The 20,545-nt window shown below is 68.0% G+C and carries 18 protein-coding genes, 1 tRNA gene and 2 pseudogenes; 14 read left to right on the top strand and 7 right to left on the bottom strand.

What is annotated here, in order from left to right:
- Positions 1-42: 42 nt before the first annotated feature.
- From ABGB19_RS06135 to ABGB19_RS06110, 6 genes are all read left to right on the top strand, one after another.
- Positions 43-1,218, top strand: coding sequence for a nucleoside triphosphate pyrophosphohydrolase (locus ABGB19_RS06135; protein WP_347685639.1), 1,176 nt, complete (start codon positions 43-45; stop codon positions 1,216-1,218).
- Between the two features lie 107 nt (positions 1,219-1,325).
- Positions 1,326-2,057, top strand: a complete 732-nt coding sequence (locus ABGB19_RS06130) for a lytic transglycosylase domain-containing protein (RefSeq protein WP_347684997.1) — start codon at positions 1,326-1,328, stop codon at positions 2,055-2,057.
- A gap of 68 nt (positions 2,058-2,125) precedes the next feature.
- Positions 2,126-3,448: a phosphopyruvate hydratase gene (gene eno / locus ABGB19_RS06125; protein WP_347684996.1), complete on the top strand. Its 1,323-nt coding sequence runs from the start codon at positions 2,126-2,128 to the stop codon at positions 3,446-3,448.
- Between the two features lie 13 nt (positions 3,449-3,461).
- Complete coding sequence (locus ABGB19_RS06120; protein WP_347684995.1) at positions 3,462-4,202, top strand: septum formation initiator family protein; 741 nt, start codon at positions 3,462-3,464, stop codon at positions 4,200-4,202.
- Positions 4,195-4,686: a DUF501 domain-containing protein gene (locus tag ABGB19_RS06115; RefSeq protein ID WP_347684994.1), complete on the top strand. Its 492-nt coding sequence runs from the start codon at positions 4,195-4,197 to the stop codon at positions 4,684-4,686. Before ABGB19_RS06120 ends, ABGB19_RS06115 begins: the two co-directional genes overlap by 8 nt.
- Positions 4,677-5,627 carry a Ppx/GppA phosphatase family protein gene (locus ABGB19_RS06110; protein ID WP_347684993.1) on the top strand — a complete coding sequence of 317 codons (951 nt, stop codon included), beginning with the start codon at positions 4,677-4,679 and terminating at the stop codon, positions 5,625-5,627. Before ABGB19_RS06115 ends, ABGB19_RS06110 begins: the two co-directional genes overlap by 10 nt.
- 6 nt (positions 5,628-5,633) lie before the next feature.
- Here ABGB19_RS06110 and ABGB19_RS06105 read toward each other — a convergent pair whose 3' ends face one another.
- The 3 genes from ABGB19_RS06105 to ABGB19_RS06095 all read right to left on the bottom strand — a co-directional run bounded on the left by ABGB19_RS06105 (position 5,634) and on the right by ABGB19_RS06095 (position 7,855).
- Positions 5,634-6,812 carry an SRPBCC family protein gene (locus ABGB19_RS06105; protein WP_347684992.1) on the bottom strand — a complete coding sequence of 393 codons (1,179 nt, stop codon included), beginning with the start codon at positions 6,810-6,812 and terminating at the stop codon, positions 5,634-5,636.
- Between the two features lie 61 nt (positions 6,813-6,873).
- Positions 6,874-7,296: a DUF4383 domain-containing protein gene (locus tag ABGB19_RS06100; protein ID WP_347684991.1), complete on the bottom strand. Its 423-nt coding sequence runs from the start codon at positions 7,294-7,296 to the stop codon at positions 6,874-6,876.
- Positions 7,297-7,369: 73 nt separating this feature from the next.
- Positions 7,370-7,855: a DUF4383 domain-containing protein gene (locus tag ABGB19_RS06095; RefSeq protein WP_347684990.1), complete on the bottom strand. Its 486-nt coding sequence runs from the start codon at positions 7,853-7,855 to the stop codon at positions 7,370-7,372.
- 376 nt (positions 7,856-8,231) lie between these two features.
- Between ABGB19_RS06095 and ABGB19_RS06090 the strand changes: the two genes are divergently transcribed.
- Positions 8,232-9,176, top strand: coding sequence for a YncE family protein (locus ABGB19_RS06090; RefSeq protein WP_347684989.1), 945 nt, complete (start codon positions 8,232-8,234; stop codon positions 9,174-9,176).
- Here ABGB19_RS06090 and ABGB19_RS06085 read toward each other — a convergent pair.
- Positions 9,154-11,022 (bottom strand): propionyl-CoA synthetase, encoded by a 1,869-nt coding sequence (locus ABGB19_RS06085; protein ID WP_347684988.1) that lies wholly within the window; start codon positions 11,020-11,022, stop codon positions 9,154-9,156. The two genes, ABGB19_RS06090 and ABGB19_RS06085, sit on opposite strands and share 23 nt — an antisense overlap.
- Positions 11,023-11,063: 41 nt before the next feature.
- Here ABGB19_RS06085 and ABGB19_RS06080 point away from each other — a divergent pair, with 41 nt between their 5' ends.
- The 4 genes from ABGB19_RS06080 (at position 11,064) to ABGB19_RS06065 (ending at position 15,967) form a co-directional block, all read left to right on the top strand.
- The gene (locus tag ABGB19_RS06080) at positions 11,064-11,924 is read left to right on the top strand and encodes an alpha/beta hydrolase (RefSeq protein ID WP_347684987.1); all 861 of its coding nucleotides are present in this window, start codon (positions 11,064-11,066) and stop codon (positions 11,922-11,924) included.
- A gap of 269 nt (positions 11,925-12,193) precedes the next feature.
- A complete protein-coding gene (locus ABGB19_RS06075) occupies positions 12,194-13,570 on the top strand; it encodes an HNH endonuclease signature motif containing protein (protein WP_347684986.1) in 1,377 nt (458 codons plus the stop codon).
- A 28-nt stretch (positions 13,571-13,598) separates the two neighbouring features.
- Positions 13,599-14,375, top strand: coding sequence for an SDR family NAD(P)-dependent oxidoreductase (locus ABGB19_RS06070; RefSeq protein WP_347684985.1), 777 nt, complete (start codon positions 13,599-13,601; stop codon positions 14,373-14,375).
- The gene (locus ABGB19_RS06065; RefSeq protein WP_347684984.1) at positions 14,372-15,967 is read left to right on the top strand and encodes an NAD(P)/FAD-dependent oxidoreductase; all 1,596 of its coding nucleotides are present in this window, start codon (positions 14,372-14,374) and stop codon (positions 15,965-15,967) included. The genes ABGB19_RS06070 and ABGB19_RS06065 overlap by 4 nt, the downstream gene beginning before the upstream one ends.
- Before the next feature lie 12 nt (positions 15,968-15,979).
- Here ABGB19_RS06065 and ABGB19_RS06060 read toward each other — a convergent pair.
- A pseudogene (locus tag ABGB19_RS06060) lies at positions 15,980-16,251 on the bottom strand (helix-turn-helix domain-containing protein); the annotation flags it as partial.
- Between the two features lie 377 nt (positions 16,252-16,628).
- Here ABGB19_RS06060 and ABGB19_RS06055 point away from each other — a divergent pair.
- The gene (locus ABGB19_RS06055) at positions 16,629-16,997 is read left to right on the top strand and encodes an STAS/SEC14 domain-containing protein (RefSeq protein ID WP_347684983.1); all 369 of its coding nucleotides are present in this window, start codon (positions 16,629-16,631) and stop codon (positions 16,995-16,997) included.
- A gap of 5 nt (positions 16,998-17,002) precedes the next feature.
- Here the strand turns inward: ABGB19_RS06055 and ABGB19_RS06050 are convergent, their stop codons facing one another.
- Positions 17,003-17,338: a hypothetical protein gene (locus ABGB19_RS06050; protein WP_347684982.1), complete on the bottom strand. Its 336-nt coding sequence runs from the start codon at positions 17,336-17,338 to the stop codon at positions 17,003-17,005.
- Positions 17,339-17,489: 151 nt separating this feature from the next.
- Here ABGB19_RS06050 and ABGB19_RS06045 point away from each other — a divergent pair.
- Together ABGB19_RS06045 and ABGB19_RS06040 are read left to right on the top strand one after the other, a co-directional pair.
- Positions 17,490-17,563, top strand: a tRNA-Leu gene (locus tag ABGB19_RS06045).
- Positions 17,564-17,752: 189 nt separating this feature from the next.
- A pseudogene (locus tag ABGB19_RS06040) lies at positions 17,753-18,603 on the top strand (mycofactocin-coupled SDR family oxidoreductase).
- 281 nt (positions 18,604-18,884) lie between these two features.
- Here the strand turns inward: ABGB19_RS06040 and ABGB19_RS06035 are convergent.
- Positions 18,885-20,336 carry an FAD-binding oxidoreductase gene (locus ABGB19_RS06035; RefSeq protein WP_347684981.1) on the bottom strand — a complete coding sequence of 484 codons (1,452 nt, stop codon included), beginning with the start codon at positions 20,334-20,336 and terminating at the stop codon, positions 18,885-18,887.
- Between the last annotated feature and the right edge of the window lie 209 nt (positions 20,337-20,545).

The following is a 20,545-nucleotide window of genomic DNA, read 5'->3' as shown; positions in this document are numbered from 1 at the left end:
GAGGTGTCCGCGCACAGCGTGCCCAGCAAGGAGGTCACCGCGATGACCGTCGTCCTGGTCGACCCCCGCCGCCCGTCGTTGATCCCCGTCGACGCGATCGACCTACTGGCCGGTGACGTCCAGTACACCGAGGAGATGCCGATCAAGGTGCCGTGGTCGCTGCCGGCCGCCCGGCCTTGCTATGCCGGTTTACCGGAAGAAGACGCTGCGCCGGTGCTGCTGTCGTCCGACCCCGAGCACCCCGCTGTCAAGGCACGCCTGGCGGCGGGCGACAAGTTGATCGCCGCACCCGAGGCGGCGCCGGGCGAGCGCCTGGTCGACGCGGTCACGATGATGGACAGACTGCGCACCGCCGGGCCGTGGGAGAGCGAACAGACCCACGACTCGCTGCGGCGCTATCTGCTCGAGGAGACCTACGAGGTGTTCGATGCGGTGCGCAGCGGCGACGCCGACGCGCTGCGCGAAGAACTCGGAGATGTGTTGCTGCAGGTGCTTTTTCACGCCCGCATCGCCGAGGATGCACCGCACAATTCGTTCGGCATCGACGACGTGGCCGACGCGCTCGTGCGCAAGCTCGGCAACCGCGTGCCCGCTGTGCTTGCGGGCGAACCGATTTCGCTCGACGAGCAACTCGCGCAGTGGGAAGAGCGCAAGGCTCTGGAGAAGCGCGCGAAGAAGGCCTTCTCGGTCATGGATGATGTGCCCACCGGGCAGCCCGCTCTGGCGTTGGCGCAGAAGGTGATCGAGCGGGTCACCGCCGCGGGCCTGCCCGTCGACCTGATCCCCGTGGCCATCACGACGGTGACCGTCTCGACCGGCGTCGACACCGAGAACTCGCTGCGGTCGGCGGTGCTGGAGTTCATGGACACCGTGCGCCGCGTCGAGCAGGCGGTCGCCGCCAGCCGTCGCGGTGAGGACGTGCCCGAGGAGCTCGACGTGGCCCAGCTCGGGCAGGTGTCCGAGGAGGAATGGCGCGCCCACTGGCCGACACCAGCGACGGACGCGACCGCTGAGGCCCACGAGGACGCTGAGGCCGATGTGGCCGACGAGGCGCAGACCGAGGTGGAACCGGAGGCGTCGGAGACCGAACCCGCACCGGACCGGATCCCCGAGCCGGGACCGGCCGAGGTTCCCGAGCCGACGCCGGTTGACGTGCCCGAGCCCGGACCGGCGGATTCGCCCGAGCCCGCCCCCGAAACGGCGGATTCGGCGCGCTGACGACCGCGCAGCGGCCGGTTGCGCGCCGAAATCGCACACAGGGCTCATCCACTGTGCCCCGAACGCATGGGAACATGGGCCTAACCGAAGTTGGTTGAGGGAGTTTGGTGTCGCCGGTGCGTTGGCTGCGCGCTGTCGCCGTGTTGGGAGCGACGGCGCTGCTCTTGGCTTCGAGCTGTTCCTGGCAGCTGGGCACCCCCATCCCTGAAGGCGTGCCCCCACCCGCCGGCGATCGTGTGCCCGCGATCGACACCTACGCCAAGGGCCGCCCAGCCGATCAACTGCGCGAATGGGCGGCCGAGCGGGCCCCCGCGCTGGGCATACCGGTCGGCGCGCTGGAGGCGTACGCCTACGCCGCGCGGGTCGCCGAGGTGGAGAACCCGGACTGCCACCTGGCGTGGACGACGCTGGCGGGCATCGGGCAGGTGGAAAGCCATCACGGCACCTACCGAGGCGCGAAGATCGCCCCCAACGGCGACGTCCGCCCGCCGATCCGAGGCGTCCTGCTGGACGGCACCAACGGCAACCTCGAGATCATGGACGACGCCGCGGTGAGCAACGACGGCGAATCGGAGTTCGCCCGCGCGATGGGGCCGATGCAGTTCATCCCCGAGACCTGGCGGCTCTACGGCGTCGACGCCAACAACGACGGCGACATCAGTGCCGACAACATGGACGACGCCGCCCTGTCCGCGGCGGGCTACCTCTGCTGGACCGGCAAGGACCTGGCCACCCCGCGCGGCTGGATGAACGCGCTGCGCGCCTACAACCTGTCCGACCAGTACGCCCGCACGGTGCGGGACTGGGCGACGGCCTACGCCGACGGACACCCCCTCTGAGCACGCCGTCCGACTGCCGAGGCTCTAGGCTCGTCGGTTGACCCCACATCACGACTAAGGAGAAGCCAGTGCCCATCATCGAGCAGGTCGGAGCCCGCGAGATCCTCGACTCCCGTGGCAACCCGACGGTCGAGGTCGAGGTGATGCTGGGGGACGGCTCATTCGCCCGCGCCGCGGTGCCGTCCGGCGCATCGACCGGTGAGCACGAGGCCGTCGAACTGCGCGACGGCGGCTCGCGCTACGGCGGCAAGGGCGTGCAGAAGGCCGTCGAGGCAGTCCTCGACGAGATCGGGCCGGCGGTGCTGGGGATGAACGCCGACGACCAGCGGCTCGTCGACCAGGCGTTGCTCGACCTCGACGGCACGCCCGACAAGTCGCGGCTGGGCGCCAACGCGATCCTGGGCGCCTCGCTGGCGGTGGCCAAGGCCGCGGCGCTGGCGGCGGACCTGGAGCTGTTCCGCTACCTCGGCGGGCCCAACGCCCACATCCTGCCGGTGCCGATGATGAACATCCTCAACGGCGGCGCACACGCCGACACCGGCGTCGACGTCCAGGAGTTCATGGTGGCGCCGATCGGTGCGGCGTCGTTCAAGGAGGCGTTGCGCTGGGGCGCCGAGGTGTACCACTCGCTGAAGTCGGTGCTCAAGAAGCAAGGCCTGTCCACCGGCCTCGGTGACGAGGGCGGTTTCGCCCCCGACGTCCCGGGCACCAAGGCGGCGCTCGACCTGATCCTGTCCGCCATCGAGGCGACCGGATTCACGGCGGGGTCCGACGTGGCGCTGGCGCTCGACGTCGCCGCGACCGAGTTCTACACCGACGGCCAGGGCTACAAGTTCGAGAACGAGGTCCGCAGCGCCGAGGCGATGGGCCAGTTCTACGCCGAACTGCTCGACAGCTACCCGCTGGTGTCGATCGAGGACCCGCTCTCCGAGGACGACTGGGACGGCTGGGTGGCGCTGACCACCGCGCTCGGCGACCGGGTCCAGCTGGTCGGCGACGACCTGTTCGTCACCAACCCCGAGCGGCTCGAGGAGGGCATCGACAAGGGTGCTGCCAACGCGCTTCTGGTGAAGGTGAATCAGATCGGCACGCTGACCGAGACGCTCGACGCGGTGGCACTGGCCCACGCCAGCGGCTACCGGACGATGATGAGCCACCGCAGCGGCGAGACGGAGGACACCACGATCGCCGACCTCGCCGTCGCGGTGGGCAGCGGCCAGATCAAGACCGGTGCGCCCGCCCGCAGCGAGCGCGTCGCCAAGTACAACCAGCTGCTGCGCATCGAGGAGAACCTCGGCGACGCCGCCCGCTACGCGGGCGACCTGGCGTTCCCGCGGTTCGGCGATGAGCCGCTTGCGCGAAGAGCAGACAGCTCGGTGGACCCGAAATAGTCTGGTAAAGCCCGTGCCCGAAGCGAAGCGGCCCGACCCTAAGCGTCGGTCACCGACCTCCCGGCCGGGGAAGTCGGGGGCGGGCGACGCCGGCAAGGGCCGTCCTCGCAGCGCGGCACGGCGTGAGCCGCGCCCTTCGGAGTCACGAGCGCCCGAGACCGACCCGCCCGACACCGGCGTCGTCATCCGCCGCGCGATCGAGGCGTCGGCCGAGCAGCAGTCCGAGCAGCGGTTCGGCTCGGCCGCGCGGCGCGCCGCGATCCTCGCCGCGGTGGTCTGTGTGCTCACCCTGACCATCGCCGGGCCGGTACGCACGTACTTCGCGCAGCGCACCGAGATGAAGCAGCTGAAGGCCACCGAGGAGCAATTGCGTTCGCAGATAGCCGAACTCGAGCAGCAGAAGGTCAAGCTGGCCGACCCGGTGTTCATCGCCGCGCAGGCGCGCGAGCGGCTGGGGTTCGTGATGCCCGGTGAGATCCCGTACCAGGTGCAGCTGCCGCCCGAGGCGACCGCGCCGGGCCCGCAGGAGGCGGCGCCGGGCACGACGGCCCACCCCGACCAGCCGTGGTACACCACGCTGTGGCACACCATCGCCGATGAGCCGCACGGTATCTCCCCCACCCAGCCACCCGGTATCTCCCCCACCCAGCCACCCGGTATCTCCCCCACCCAGCCACCCGGCGCACCGCCACCGTCGCCACCACCACCGCCCGGTGCACCGCCGCCGCTACCGGCGCCCCCGCCCGGTGGTTGAGCGCTCGGACCTCGACGCCGTCGCGCGGCAGCTGGGTCGGGAGCCCCGCGGCGTGCTCGAGGTCGCCTACCGGTGCCCCAACGGTGAACCCGGCGTCGTGAAGACGACACCGAGACTGCCTGACGGGACACCTTTTCCGACGCTGTACTACCTGACCCATCCCGCGCTGACCGCGGCGGCCAGCCGGCTGGAGTCCTCCGGCCTGATGCGCGACATGACCGAACGGCTGCAGGCCGACCCGCAACTGGCCGAGAAGTACCGCCGCGCCCACGAGTCCTATCTCGCCGAGCGGGACGCGATCGAGCCCCTGGGCACGACGTTTTCGGGCGGTGGGATGCCGGACCGGGTGAAGTGCCTGCATGTGGTGATCGCCCATTCGTTGGCCAAGGGGCCCGGGGTCAACCCGTTCGGTGACGAGGCGCTGGCGATGCTGGCCGGCGAACCGGCGATGGCAGGAATACTCGAGCGGGGGAGGTGGGCGTGACGGACAGGGTCGGCGCCATCGATTGCGGAACCAACTCGATCCGGTTGCTCATCGCCGACGCGGCCGGGGGTCGGCTGCACGACGTCCATCGCGAGATGCGCATCGTCCGGCTGGGTCAAGGCGTCGACGCCACAGGGCAGTTCGCGCCCGATGCGCTCGCCCGCACCCGGGCCGCCCTGATTGCGTATGCCGAGCTGATGCGCGACCACGGCGTCGCCAGGGTGCGGATGGTCGCGACATCGGCGACCAGGGACGCCGCCAACCGCGGCGTGTTCTTCGAGATGACGGCCGACGTGCTCGGCGCGGTGGTGCCCGGCGCGGTCGCCGAGGTGATCACCGGCACCGAGGAGGCCGCCCTGTCATTCCGCGGTGCCGTCGACGAACTCGACCCTGCCGCAGGGCCTTTCGTCGTCGTCGACCTCGGCGGCGGGTCGACCGAGGTGGTGCTGGGCGCCGGTGACGTCGAGGCCAGCCACTCGGCCGACATCGGCTGCGTGCGGCTGACCGAACGGTGCCTGCACAGCGATCCGCCGACGGCCGCGGAGATCGCCGCCGCGCGTGAGGTGGCCCGTGAAGGTCTCGCCGAGGCGTTCCACGCGGTGCCCGTCGAGCACGCCCGCACGTGGGTCGGCGTGGCAGGCACCATGACCACACTGTCGGCGTTGGCGCAGAAGATGACGACCTACGACTCGGATGCCATTCACCTGTCCCAGGTTCCGTTCGGTGAGCTGCTTGGCGTGTGCGACGAGCTGATCGCAATGACGCGGGCCCAGCGCGCGGTGCTGGGGCCGATGCACGAGGGTCGCGTCGACGTCATCGGCGGCGGCGCGATCATCGTCGAGGAACTCGCCGCGGCGTTGGGAGAGCGCGCCGGCATCGACGAGCTGGTGGTCAGCGAACACGACATCCTCGACGGCATCGCGCTCTCGATTGCCGACTGACCGGGCTCACGCGGTGCAGGCGAGCCGATCCCGGAGTTCGGCGTGGAAGCGCCCGATCGCGCTCTCGTGGCGGCCGAACTCCAGGAACGTGTTCGCGCCCGAGTGCAGACCGCGCTGCACCCCCTCCGACATCTCGTTGTCCTCCACCCCGCCCTGATCGAGCAGGCTGCGCGCCCCCTTGGTGCTGTCGGCATCGCGTGAGAAGCGTTCGGTCATGGCCGGTGTCACCATGGCGTAGATCGTGACCGTGGAGTGGCCGACGTCGACCGGGTCGACGGTGATCAGCAGAACCTGATCGGGAAACGTCGCGAGCATGACGTTCGGGAACAGGTGATACACGTACGTCACGCGGCGGTCGACGGTCCACGACGCTTCGGGACGGTCACGCAGCCGCTCGATGTTCCTGTAGGGGAACGTGATTCGGGTGTTGGGGCCGAAGGCCTCGACGACGTTGAGGTCGTCGTACTGAATCGGGTAGAAGGTGTCTTTGTGCGTGGTGCGGATGTGATAGCCCTCGAGGAACTGCTCCACCAGCACCTTCCAGTTCATCGGCCGCGGAGTCGGTCTCACCGCCACCAGCCGACTCGCCGGAAGCAGCTTGTCGCGCCAGGGGCTGCCGTCGGAGAGGGCCGCCCATGCGGCATCGGCGCGCGGGCCGGGCGCGTCCGGCGCCGGTGACCGCAACGGCCCGACGACGATCAGGCCGTCGACCTCACGGCTGTCGACCTCGACGAGCCCCCGAGACGGCATGTCCAGATCGGAGAAGGCGTCGTCGTGCGGCACGTGCGAGAGCGAGCCGTCGAGGCGGTAGGTCCAGCCGTGATAGCGGCACACCAGCGCGTGCGAGCAGCCGGGGCCTTCGACGAGCGTCATCCCGCGGTGCCGACACGAGTTGCGGAACACCCGCGCCCGGCCGTCGTGGCCGCGCACCGCGAACATCGGCACCCCGAAGCTGACTCGTTCGGCGTGGTCACCCGCGTTGGGGATCGCTGCGGATGGCAGGTACACGCTCGGAAACGAGTGCAGCGCCGTCAACTCGTCGGTGAACCGGTCGGGATCCAGGTAGTTCCGGACCGGTTCGCGCCACGCGTCGCCTTCGTCGGTCGTGCCGGCGTCGATGTGCGCCAGGATGCGGCGGACGATCTCCACGTCCCCGGCGACCGACGCTGTCGTCTCACTGCCCATACCGCAGCAGTATTGCGCCGCCGGACGGGTGAGGACGGGCTTTTGACCGACGGCCGCCGAGTCAGGCCCGAATCCGTCTGCGCCGCTTGGTCGGATCGTGCTGACCGGCCAGCGTCAGGCCGAGCAGCACCATCACGATGCTCAGGCCGAGGTGCAGCCAGTCGTTGACGTGCGCGATCGTGAGCCCGTACACCCACAGCGCGAGGTACACCAGCCCGCCGCCGAGGAAGTACGCCCGCGCGGCGGCGTAGGTGCGCGCCATCCAGAAGCCGATGCCGCCGATCAGGATGTTGACGACGTTGTGCACCACCGACACCGTGATCGTGCCGAACAGCCGGGCGCCGGAGTCGGGCTCGGCCCAGCCCAGGCGGTCGTAGTCGGAGGTGATGCCGGGGATGAAACCAAGGACACCCAGCACGACCAGGGCGGCGCCGACGAGAAGCGCCGCCCCCTGCACGGCCATGTACTTCGGGGTGCTCGCCACGGGTGTCGCCTCCGTCCCGGCCAGTTATTGACGGACTGGCAGGTGATACCCCGGCTCCGGGCGAGCTAATCGGTCAGCGACGGTCGCCGTTGACCGGCCTGTGGGCGTGGACCGCGCTGCGTGACAGCGCCACGCCCAATCCGATCATCCCGATCGCCAGCGCCAGGTGCAGCCAGTTGTCGGCCATGTTGACCGGGACGAAGTTGGCTGCGCTGTCGCGGTCGATCACCAGGCCGTAGAGGAACAGCACCAGGTAGATGGCGCCGCCACCGATCAGGTACGCCCTGGCCGCGCTGAACGTGCGCGCCATCAACAACCCGGCGATGCCGAACAGCAGGTGCACGACGTTGTGCAGGATCGACACGTGGAAGATGCCGAGCAGGTGGGCGCCCGATTCATAGCCAGCGAATTTCATGGTGCCGTAGTCGGTGGTGATCCCGGGGATGAAGCCCAGGATGCCGACGAGCAGGAAGACCGCGCCGACGGCGAGTGCGGCCTTCTGTAGGGCTGTGCTGTACCGGGCGCGCGCGTTGGGGCCCGGCTGATGAGCGCTGACCATCGTTGTTCCTTTCCCTCGAGGGTGAGCGGGGGCTACCCGGGGAATCGGGGAACAAACGCTGGTTGCCGGCTATTTCTTGATGCTGCAGTTCGGCGGATTGCCGCAGTGGTGGCCCTGGTCGCACTTGTGGCAGTGACAGTTGCAGCCCGCCTCGGCCTTCGCAGCTTTACGCATCGCAGCCAACTCCTCTGTTGTAACGGGTCTGTTGTAACGGCTGAATCCGAACATATGCCGATACGGGCATATCAGGGGGTTTCGTCGCGGCGTGGGACCTTTGCCCCTATGGCTCGGGGCATGCGCCCCTGCTGTCCCGGTCTGCGAAGTGGTCGGATCGAGGAATGAGTTCGGGGACTCTCCTGCTGCGGACAAGGTCGCGATGACCGCCGGCGTCCTCACTGCCGTCACCGCCGTCGGCCGCGGTCCCATCGGCGATCTGGCGGCCGACGCAGATCTACTGGTGGCGACCAATCCGGCCGATCACAGCCTGTCGTTCATTGCCGCAGACACGGCATCCGTCATCGGTGGGGCCGTCTTCGACGGTGAGCCGTTCGTGGTCGGAATGCGCGAGAACCGTGCCTACGTCGGCGTCTCGTCCGTCGGCTTCGATTCGCTGGCGGCGGTCGACACCGGAACCGGTGACGTGGTCGCGTCGTACCCGCTCGCCGAAGTCGGAGCCAGCGTCACCGCACTCACCGTGCACCCGGACGGCAAGGTGGTCTTCGTGGCGCGGTCCGGCCGCGACGGTGTCGACATCGCGGTCGTCGACACCACCGCCGACGACATCGGATCGATTCCGTTCGCCGCCGATGCGACGAGCACCATCAACGCCCTGAGGGTGAGCCTGGACGGTCGCCGTCTGTACGCCGCGGTGTCGAACGCGTTCGATGGTGAGCTGGTTGTCATCGACGGCGACGAGGCGATGCCGCTCGACTCTGTCGCGATCGGTAACCCGGTTCGCGATATCGCGGTCTCGCCGCGCGGGATCGTCGTGTTGGCGTGGCATCCCGGATCCGGTGGTGTAGTTCATCTCATCGATGCGGAGTCACCCACGATCGTCAGCTCGTTCGTGGTTGGCGGGTCGCCGACACAGCTGGTGCTCGGCCGCGACGGGGACCGTGCCTACCTCGTCGACGAGGACCGCGTCGACGTCTTCGATATCGCGACCGGCGAACTCGTCGACACGATCGCCGTCGGCGCCCGACCGTCGTGTGTGGCCGTCAGCCCAGACGGCGGTCGTCTCTACGTTGCCTACTATGCGGGCGTCGTCACCAGGCATCCGGTACCGCGCGGCAGCATAGTCACTGCTGCAGAACGGGTTTGAGCGCGTCGAGCACCGCCGGGTCCTCGATGGTCGACGGGACGGGCTCGTCCTTTCCGTGGGCGATGCCCCGCATGGCCTTGCGCAGTATCTTGCCGGAGCGGGTCTTCGGCAGGGCGGAGACGATGTCGACCTGCCTCAGGCAGGCGACGGCCCCGATCTCGTTGCGGACCAAGGCGACCAGCTCGTCGGCGAGGCCCTCCGCAGACGCACCCGCCTTCAGGACCACCAGGCCGCGCGGGACCTGACCTTTGATCTCGTCGGCCACCCCGATGACGGCGCATTCGGCGACGGCCGGATGGGTCGCGAGCACGGCTTCGATCGAGCCGGTCGACAGCCGGTGCCCGGCCACGTTGATCACGTCGTCGATGCGGCCCATGACGAACAGGTAGCCGTCCTCGTCGAGATAGCCGCCGTCGCCGGTGAGGTAGTACCCGGGGTGCTCGCACAGATACGAGGCCTCGTAGCGGTCGTCGTCGCCCCACAGCGTCGGCAGGGTGCCCGGCGGCAGCGGCAACCGGATGCAGATCGCGCCTTCCTCGCCCGGCGCGCAGGGTGAGCCGTCGACGTGCAGGATCCGCACGTCGTAGCCGGGCATCGGAACCGTCGGCGACCCGGCTTTGATCGGCAGCGGGTCCAGGCCCATGGGATTGGCCGCGATCGCCCACCCGGTCTCCGTCTGCCACCAGTGGTCGACCACCGGGATGCCGAGCTTCTGCGCCGCCCACGCGTAGGTGTCTGGGTCGAGCCGCTCGCCGGCCTGGAAGAGATACTTCATCGCCGACAGGTCGTAGCGGCCGATGTGCGAGCCGTCGGGGTCCTCCTTGCGGATCGCGCGCAGCGCGGTCGGCGCGGAGAACAGCGCCTTGACCCGGTGTTCGGACACGACCCGCCAGAACGCGCCGGGATCCGGCGTCCCGATCGGCTTGCCCTCGTAGAGCACCGTCGTGGCGCCCAACAACAGCGGCGCGTAGACGATGTACGAGTGGCCGACCACCCAGCCGACATCCGATGCCGCCCAGAACACCTCGCCGGGAGCGATGTCGTAGATATTGCGCATGCTCCACAGGAGCGCCACCGCATGCCCGCCGTTGTCGCGCACGATGCCCTTGGGCTTGCCCGTGGTGCCCGACGTGTAGAGCACGTAGAGCGGATCGGTGGCCGCGACGGGGACCGGGTCGACGGGTGCTGCGCCGGTGAGGTCCTGCCAGTCGATGTCGCGGTCCGGCGTCAGCTCGCAGCGGTGCCTGTCGCGCTGCACGATGACGCAGTTGCGCGGGGGATGCTCGGCCATCTTGAGCGCCGCGTCCAGCATCGGCTTGTAGTCCACGGTCCGGGTCGGTTCGATGCCGCAGGACGCGGACACGACCACGCTGGGACGCGCGTCGTCGATGCGCGCCGCGAGTTCGTGTGCGGCGAATCCGCCGAACACCACCGAGTGCACCGCCCCGAGCCGCGCGCACGCGAGCATGGCGATGACGGCCTCGGGGATCATCGGCATGTAGATCACCACGCGGTCGCCCTTGTCGACCCCGAGCGCACGCAGCCCACCGGCGAATCGTGCTGTCGCGTCGAGTAATTCGCGATAGCTATAGGTGCGTTGCGTGCCGGTGACGGGGGAGTCGTAGATCAACGCGGGCTGATCGGCCCGGCCGCCCTCGACATGGCGGTCCAGCGCGTTCGCGCATGTGTTGAGTTCGCCGTCGGGATACCAGCGGTAGAACGGCGGATTGGAGTCGTCGAGAATCCGCTGCGGTTCGCGGATCCAGGTCACCACTTCCGCGGCGTCCGCCCAGAAGGAGGTGGGATCGGCGATGCTGGCGTCGAACAGCTCTCGGTAACCGGCCATACCGGCACGGTAGCGCGACGGCCGGTCTCTATAGTCAGTTTATGACTGCCGGTCCGCCGCCAATCGAGGGTGCGCGACGGTCCTTCGTCGAGGCCCGCGGGGTGCGCTTCCACGTCACCGAGGCCGGCCGGGCCGATGGACGACCCGTGGTGGCGCTGCACGGCTGGCCGCAACACCACTGGGTGTATCGCGACCTGTTGGCCGACCCGCCGGCGGGAATGCGGATCATCGCACCCGACCTGCCCGGATACGGGTGGTCCGGACCGGCACCGCACCGGTGGGCGAAGGACGACGTCGCGGCCGACGTGCTCGCCCTGCTCGACGCGCTCGGTCTGGACCGGGTGCTGCTGGTCGGCCACGATTGGGGCGGGTACGTCGGTTATCGCATGCTGCTGTCCGCGGCGCAGCGGTTCGACGGCTACCTCGTGATGAACATGGCGCACCCGTGGGTGAGCCCGGGGATGCTGGCGCCGCACCTGTGGCGGTTCTGGTACCAGGTCGTGCTGGCCACCATCGGCGTACCGTTGCAACGGCGCACCGATTTCCTCGTGCGCGCCTTCAACTCGGCGTCGGCGATGGACCCGTCGACCGCGCGGGTCTATGCCGACCGGTTCCGCGATCCGCTCGTCGCCCGCACGGCCCGGGACACCTACCGCACGTTCCTGCTTCGTGAATTGCCCGCCGCCGCCCGCGGGCCCAAGCCACCACACGCCACCGTGCCGATCCGGTGCCTGTTCGGGACCGGCGACGCCGCCGTTCACCCGTCGCTGGCGGCGGCCGAGACGGCCGACGCCGACGACTACCGGCTCGAACTCGTCGACGCGAGCCACTTCGTCATCGACGAGCGGCCGGATTTGGTGCGGGCCGCATTGATCGCATTGGCGAAGGAGACCGAAGCTTAGACGGCTTCTGCGCTCGCGGTTCGGTACCGCGCGTCTCAGTCCTGGATCTGCTCAACAAGCTGCGGCTCGCCGGGTGGAAGCGGCGGAACCGGAGGTAGCCCCGACGGCAGCGCGGCAGCGACGGCTGATCGCGCGTCCTGCTGCGTTGCCGTTCGGTGGTGGGCAAGTCAATCGTCGGCCCTTGAGGCCCTGGAATCCCTTGCGCCACTTTGGTTTCACCAGTCACAACCGCGACCTGTTTTGTCGGTGCATCGAACTAGTGTTCGAGTATGTCGTTCGAACGGATCAGCAAGCGGATCGCGGATATGTCCGACGAGTTCGCCGCGCTGCAGGCTGAATCGTTCGACTCGTTGAGCACCGCCGAGCTGTTGAAGCTCATGGCGCAGTGGGAGACGTTTACCCGCAAGCAGGCAACGCTGGGTCATCGGCTGGTCGCCAATCTCGAGCAGGCGCCCCTGGCCGAGATCGGCGAGAGCAGCGCCGCCAAGGCACTGTCTTTTCTTCTGCGCATCTCCTCGAATGAAGCCGGTCGGCGGGTCAAGGAGGCCCGCGACCTGGCGCCGCGGCGGACGATGACGGGTGAGGTGCTCGAACCGATTCTGGTGGGCACCGCGGCCGCGCAGCAGCGCGGCGAAATCGGGGACGAACATGTCCGCGTCATCCGGCGGTTCTTGAAGGAGCTGCCCAGCCGGGTCGGCTTCGACGAGCGCGAAGCCGCCGAAGCGCAGTTGGCCCAGATCGCCTGCACGCTGACCCCGGAAGAATTGCGCGAGGCGGCGACTCGGCTCGCGACCCTGCTCGACCAGGACGGTGAGTACAGCGATGTCGACCGTGCCAATCGTCGCTACCTGACCATCGGCAAGCAACAGCCCGACGGGATGAGCGACGTGCGGGGCCGGCTTGACCCACAGGGCCGCGCCGTGCTCGACGCGGTGTTGGCGAAGCTCGGCGCGCCGGGGATGTGCAATCCGGAGGACGAAAACCCCTGCGTGGACGGCGAGCCGTCGGCGGATTCGGTTTCCAGGGACCTGCGGTCGACGGGACAGCGCAACCACGACGCGCTGACCGCGATGGGCCGTGCGCTGCTGGCCTCGGGCGCGCTGGGCAGCCACAACGGCCTGCCGGTCACCATGGTCATCACCACCACTCTCGCGGAGTTGGAATCGGGCAGGGGCCACGCCGTCAGCGGTGGCGGCACGCTGATCCCGATGACAGAGGTGATCAGGCAGGCGTCGGCCGCACACCACTATCTGCTGGTGTACAAGGACCACACCGAAGAACCGCTGTACCTCGGCCGGGCAAGACGGCTGGCATCGAAAGCCCAGCGAATTGTGCTGTACGCCAAGGACCGTGGCTGCACCCGGCCCGGCTGTACCGCACCGGCGTATCACTCGCAGGTGCACCACGCCGTGGCCGACTGGGCCGACGACGGACAAACCGACATCACGGATCTGACCCTGGCATGCGGGGCGGACAACCGCCGCGTCAAGCGCGGCGGCTGGCGAACCCGAAAACGCAAGGATGGCCGCACCGAATGGATCCCGCCACCGCTGCTGGACAACGGCCAGGCGAGGGTCAACAACTATCACCATCCGCAGCGGTACCTGCTGCCCGACGACAGTCCCGTCGACGAGTCGAGCGTTTGACCGCGGCCGGGTCGGGTAGCCCGCCACCATGCCCCAAGGACGACCATTAGCTCTCGTCACCGGCGCCTCGAGCGGGATCGGTTTCGAACTGGCCAGGCTCTTCGCCGACGACGGATACGACCTGATCGTGGCGGCAGACGACGACGGTATCCATGCCGCCGCCGACAAGCTCGCCGCGGGCGGCACCGACGTCCGCGCCGTTCAGGTGGACCTGCGCAAGCCCGACGAGGTCGAGCGCCTCTACAGCAACGCCACCGACAGCGGACGCCCGCTGGATGCCGTCGCCCTCAACGCGGGCACCGGCGGCGCCGGGCCGTTCGTCGAGCGAAAACTCGACGAGGACCTCAACATCGTCGACCTCAACGTGCGTTCGACGACCCATCTGGCCAAGCTGGTGCTGCGCAACATGGCGAAGCGGGGTAGCGGCAAGGTCCTGTTCACCTCCTCGGTGGTCTCGACGATGCCCGGCTCGCTGCAGACGGTCTACAACGCGTCCAAGTCGTTCGTTCAGTCGTTCGCCCAGGCGCTGCAGGACGAACTGCGCGACACCGACATCACCGTCACGTCGTTGATGCCGGGGCCCACCGAGACCAACTTCTTCAAGCGGGCGGGCATGCTCGACACGCTCGTCGGGCGCATGCCGAAGGACGACGCGGGCAAGGTGGCCAAGCAGGGCTACGACGCGTTGATGCGCGCCGACAAGAAAGTCGTTGCCGCGTCGCCGCTTTCGAAGTCCATGGGTCTGGTGAACAAGGTTCTGCCGGACTCGGTCAAGGCCGGTGCGAGCAGGCTGATCTCGAAGTGAGCATCGCGGCTACGGCTGACGCCGTGGTGATCGGGGCAGGACACAACGGCCTGGTGGCCGCGGCGATACTCGCCGATGCGGGCTGGGATGTCGTTGTACTCGAGGCGCAGGCCGAGCCCGGCGGTGCGGTGAAGAGCGCCGAGCTGTTCCCCGGCTACGTCAGCGATCTCTACAGCGCGTTCTATCCGCTGTCGGTGACGTCACCGGCCCTGCGGGCGTTGCACCTGGAGGATCACGGGCTGCGGTGGTCCCATTCGCCCGCGGTCGTCGGCCACGCCAACTCCGCCGAGGACGAGGACGCGGCGGTGATCTGGCGGGACATCGACCGCACCGCGGACGACCTGGAGCGCCGGAGCGCGGGGGACGGTGCCCGCTGGCGGCAATTGTTCGATCAGTGGCTGCAGATCAAGGAGCCGCTGCTGGAGACGCTGTTCGCGCCCTTTCCGCCAGTCCGCGGGACGGTCGGGCTGTTGCGCAAGCTCGGCACGGCCGAGGCGCTGCGCCTGGCGCACCTGCTGCTGTTGCCCGCCGGCGTGATGGCCGAGAACCTGTTCGACGGCGAGGCGGCGCGACTGTTGTTGCTGGGCAACGCGATGCATGCCGACGTGCCGATCGACGCGCCCGGCAGCGGCGTGATGGGCTACATGCTGATCATGATGGCCCAGGACGGTGGATTCCCGGTCCCCGTCGGTGGCGCCGGTCAACTGACCGCGGCGCTGGTGAACCGCGCACGATCGGCGGGGGCCCGCATCGAATGCGGACAACGCGTCGACGCGATCGATGTGCGTGGTGGTCGCGCCGTCTCGGTGCGCACAACTGGTGGCGACACGGTGCGGGTGCGCCGCGCGGTGGTCGCCGACACGTCGGCACCGGCGCTGTATCGTCGCCTGCTGCCCGCGGATTCGCTGCCCAACTCTGTGGTGGACAGCATCGACCGGTTCGTCTGGGACACACCGGTGTTGAAGATCAACTACGCGCTCGACGCGCCGATTCCGTGGCGGTCGAAGAGCCTCAGCGAGGCCGGGACCGTGCACATCGGCGCCGACCACGACGGGTTGATCCGGTGGATGGCTGACCTCAACACCGCAACCGTGCCGCTGCATCCGTTCATGCTGTTCGGCCAGATGACGACGGCCGACCCCAGCCGTTCACCGGCCGGGACCGAAAGTGCGTGGGCCTACACACATCTCCCCCGCGGGGTGGCCGACGATGCCTCGGCCGACCAGTTGTCGGTGGCGGTGGACATGGTGCTGGAGAAGCATGCCCCCGGGTTCGCCGAGCACATTGTGGGCAAGACGATCCAGCGTCCCTCGGACCTGGAGGCCGGCGACGCCAACCTGTACGCCGGGGCCGTCAACGGCGGCACCTCACAGTTGTTCCAGCAGTTGATCTTCCGCCCCATACCGGGTTTCGGCGGCGCCGAGACACCGGTGGAGAACGTCTACCTCGGCAGTGCCGGCGCCTCCCCGGGCGGCGGAGTGCACGGCGTATGCGGTCGCAACGCGGCGCGATCCGCACTCGGCGGCGACGGGCGACGGGGCTGGCCGCGCCGCAAGCTCAACCGTGCGGTTCTCTCGCTGATGACAAGGTGAGCAGGCGCAAAGCTACTGCTGGAAGCGGTACCCCATCCCGGCCTCGGTACAGGCGCACCGGATGCGAGAGGTCATCCTCGAGCTTGCGCCACAGCCGGCGCGAGATACACACGCAGGTAATCGGTTTCCTTCGCGTAGGGGGACCTACACCTCTTGAACAGTTCCTCGCGACCGACGAGTTTCCCGCGGTTGCGGACCAGCATCTCGAGCATGCCCCACTCGGCGGGGGTGAGGTGCACGGCCGCCCGCAGCCACGCCAGGAACACGTCCAGGCCGGTAGGCCGGGGCCGGTACTGGTGTCGTAGTCTCCCAACCGCTGAAGCGGTGCGAACTGCTCGACCATCATCTGCACCGTGCCGAGCAGGGCGAGGAACGCCACCGTCAGCACGACGTAGCCCAACACCACCCATCTCATCTCCATTCGAGGCTCATCGCGGTCCGCCTGCGCTCGGTCCTCAGCGGCGAGGCCCAGGCTCGAAACTATGGCGCGGTTGCGTTCCCGGAGAGGGCTGTTGACGGCTTCTTGACGCTTTCGTCCGCACCTTTACGGCCTGCGGTCGTCTGCCGCCGCGGCGTAGGGCCATTCGGCCCTTCCCCGCCGCGGCGAGTGCGCTGAAGACTCGGCTACGCGGTGTTCGATCGAATGGGAATGGGGAAGCGGATGATTGAGGTGCTGCCAGACATGCCCGCGGAGGTGACCGGCTTCCGGGTGTCGGGCCGGCTACGCGGTGACGACCTGCGCGAGTTCGAGCCGACCATGGATGAGGCGCTGAAAACCGGCGAGATCCGCATCGTCGAGGTGATCGCGTCGGACTACGAGGGCTTCGGGCCGGGTGGACTGGTCGAGGACCTGAAGCTTGGCTTTGGCGCTCTGTTCCAGCACCATTCGGCGTTCAAGCGGATCGCGGTGGTCACCGACAAGGAATGGGTGAGCCATACGCTGCATGCGCTGGCATGGATGGTGCCAGGGGAGATCGCCCTGTTCGGTAGTGATGAACTCGAGCGCGCCAAACAATGGGCCGCCGGCTGAGGGCGCTAGTAGCCCGGCGTGGCGATGTCTTCGAGTTCCTGCAATTCGGGCGACGGCGGGGGCGGCGTGGGCGCCGGGGCTTGATTGCCGGTTGAGCCGGTGCATTCCGCGCCGCTGACTCCTGGCGGGCAGGCGTTGTTGACTGCTGAGGCGGTGTTCGGCACCAGGTACGGCACGCACGTCCCGCTGTAGAGATCGCTGTCCTCGCCGACCGGGCAGGCTGCGAGCTGAGTCGGCACACCGGGGGCGGCGGCGACGACGGCCGCCATCATGGGTGCCGCGGTCGCGATCGCAAACCCACCGGCGATCGTCAGCCGTCGTCCGATACGGAATTTCGTCACCGTTGGCATCATCACGCTTTCGTTAGTCGAATGCCGTGCACGTCGACACTATCGTGCATGAGGTGCGCCCAGTGCGGTGTTCCGCGTCGTTTACGGCGCGCCTGAGCGTCGGTCAACCCGACACTTGTTGGGTAGCGTGCTCATCGGCGGAGCCCCCATAGCCCAATTGGCAGAGGCAGCGGACTTAAAATCCGCCCAGTGTCGGTTCGAGTCCGACTGGGGGCACCGCAATTGTGCAGTCAAGCGCGGTCTGCTTGTGGCCGACGGTCGCGACGGGCCGAAAATACCGGCGAAGTACCGGCGTGTGGGCGACCCGACGCGACGGTAGCTTACTCGTGCCGTGCTGCGACTGTCTCCGATTGGAATACGGGGCGTGGGTTATGAGCAGATATCGGTCTGACCTCTTCGTACCGGCTGGCATCGAGCGTTTGGAGACAACATGCAGTTCGACGGAAGGGCGCGTTCATCACTGGGGCGGCACGGGGCCAGGGCCGCTCGCATGCGGTTCGATTGACCGAAGAGGGCGCGGACATCATCGCCGTTGACCTCGGAGAACAAGCGGTCAGCATGGGTTACCCAATGGCTACGCGCGAGGATCTCGACGAAACCGTGAACCTCGTCGAGAAGACCGGACGCCGCATCGTCGCTGAAAAAGCCGACGTCCGGAACTTCCAGCGACTTAAGTCTGTGGTCGATAGCGGCGTGGCCAAACTGGGACGGCTCGATTTCGTGCTCGCCAACGCCGGAATTGGGCCAGCTTCGGCCCGCCGTCGCACGACATCTCCGCTTATCTGGACGCAGGCGGTGTGCTGCTCAATGGGGTGTAGTTCACGATCGAAGCGGCGCTACCGGCATTGTTGGACCACGGCGAGGGTGGAGCCATCGTGATCACCAGTTCGGGGGCGGGGCTGAAGTCAGTTGTCCTGACATTCCGAACCCGAAGCCATGGTGCAGCCGGCTATACCGCCGCCAAGCACGGTGTCGTCGGTCTGATGCGTTACTACGCCAACACGCTGGCGGAGAAGAACATCCGGGTCAACACGGTGCATCCGGGCGGCGTAGCCACTCCCATGATCGAGAATGAACAGGTGGCACAGTCTATGGCCGAGCGCCCGGAGGTTGCGGCTTATGGACGGAATCTGTAACAGGTGCCCACCCTCGAACCCGGGGACATTAGCGAAGCGATGATCTACCTCTGCGGCCGATCGGGCCGATACGTCACCGGTGTCGCCCTCCCCGTGGACGCCGCGCTATCCGTCAAATAGCGTGATTCCGCTCCGCGACCGGGCCGACTAGGGTGTGCCCCCCGTGCGGACTAGCGTGGCCGTAGCCACATTGGCGCGGTCGGCGCTGGTAACGGCCATCCAGCGTGGGCTCGGCGGGGCATCAGCGGGTCACCGGGTGGCCGGCATATCCACGCGGTGCGCCGCTACGGTTGAACCTGCCCTCGGGCTGATCGACCATGTCTGGCGACCGTCCTACTGATGCACCACCCTCGGACGGCGGGGCGAACTCCTTGCCGGGTGTTACTGGTCCTTGTCCCCAACTAAATTCGCTGGCACCTGTACGCTCGCAGCCATCGCGGGGTGGCCAGAGTGGAACGTATGGCTTGAAAGGCTTTGCGGTTACCTGTGCGCGACGATGACGGGCGGGGTGTAGCTCGCGGAACCCGTGATCTGAATCGCCAGAGCCGCGCCACGATGCCGAACGCCGACGCCGAATGACGCGCCAGGAAAGGGGTCGATGCCGGTGGAATGCTCTGCTCGAAGTGAAAAACGTTGCTGGGGTCGTACTTCGTTTTGATGGAACGCAAGCGCTCGACGTTGGCCCCCCAGTAGGAGGTGGCCCAGTCGGCCGCGCCGGCGTTTGGCACGTTGACGTAGGCGCCGTTCACGTAGGGCCGCATTGCTTGGCTGAACTCGGCAGTCCAAGCCTGGGCTTTCTCAGTGATCGGGTCGACTCTTGCAGGCATCCCGTCCCGACTGCCCCAGCCGGCGCCGATTTCGGCATAGAAGAGCGCGTCGCGGTGCGCGAAGGCTGAGCCGCCGGCGGGCTCGCTTTCCTTGACCGCACCGCCGAAGGCATTGGTGAAGTAATTCGATTCCGGTGAGGGAGCCTTCGTCATGTAGGAGCCGATCAGGCTGATGGCCTCGGCTGGGAACGGTTCAGTGGTGAACTGCGAGAGGAACTTCCAGTTCGCGGGCTCGTCGTGCATTGGCGTTTGGAATGATGCAAAGGTGTCGGCCCAGGGACCGCTCGTTCCCACAACTTCCGGATTGCCAACCGACAGTAGCGGCTTCAGCAGTTCGTTCGCCTCTTCCTGCGAACCGTTTGCGAGAGCCCCGAACAGCAGGATCTTGCCGGGGTGGATCTCGAGCTGACTGGTGAGGCGGTTGTCGGTGCTCGGCGCCGAGCGCTGCCACGCGTCGAACACCGCCTGCAGGTCGTTGAGGCCCGGCCACGTCACGGTCACATAAGTTACCCGCGTCAGTGGATGGACCTTGTAGGTCAATGAGGTGACTATCCCGAAGTTGCCGTTGCCGGCCCCTCGCAGCGCCCACAACAGATCAGCGTTGTTCTTCTCGTCGACCGTGATCTCCTGCGCCCCGTCGGCACCCGACGCCACGACGACCTTGGCCGCCATCAGGTTGTCACTGGCCAACCCGAGGCAACGGGTGAGGAGACCCAAGCCGCCGCCGAGCGTCGCGCCCACCAGCCCGACGGTGCCCTCGGTTCCGGTCGGTGCCGCGAGGCCCTCCTTGCCCAGCGCGGTCACCGCCTCCATCTGGTTGACTCCTGCGCCGACCGTGGCCGTGCCGGCCCCCGCATCGATCTTTGTCGACTTCAGCTCGCTGACGTCGATCACGATGCCATCGTCCACGTTCGACCAGCCCTCGAGGCAATGACGACCGCTGCGCACCCGAAGCGAGACGTCGTTCTGCCGCGCCCACGTGAGTGCGTTGATCACGTCCCTTGTCTCTCGCGCGAAGACGATCACGAGCGGATTGTGAGTGAAAAGCTCGACCCAGCCGGTGCTCGCTGCCCTGTAGTCCGCATCGTAGGGACGGACTACACGGCCGGTCAGGCTGGCCGGTGGGTTCTTTGCTTGCCCGGGCGCTCGCCACGGGGCGGTGGTACCGACGGGCGACTCGCCTCCCGAGGAGGTCGGAATCGAACTCATGCCTCAAGTTAACAGGGCACCTCACG

It is taken from the genome of Mycobacterium sp. B14F4 (assembly GCF_039871645.1).
GTDB lineage: Bacteria > Actinomycetota > Actinomycetes > Mycobacteriales > Mycobacteriaceae > Mycobacterium.
This window is presented reverse-complemented; position numbering and strand designations above follow the sequence as displayed.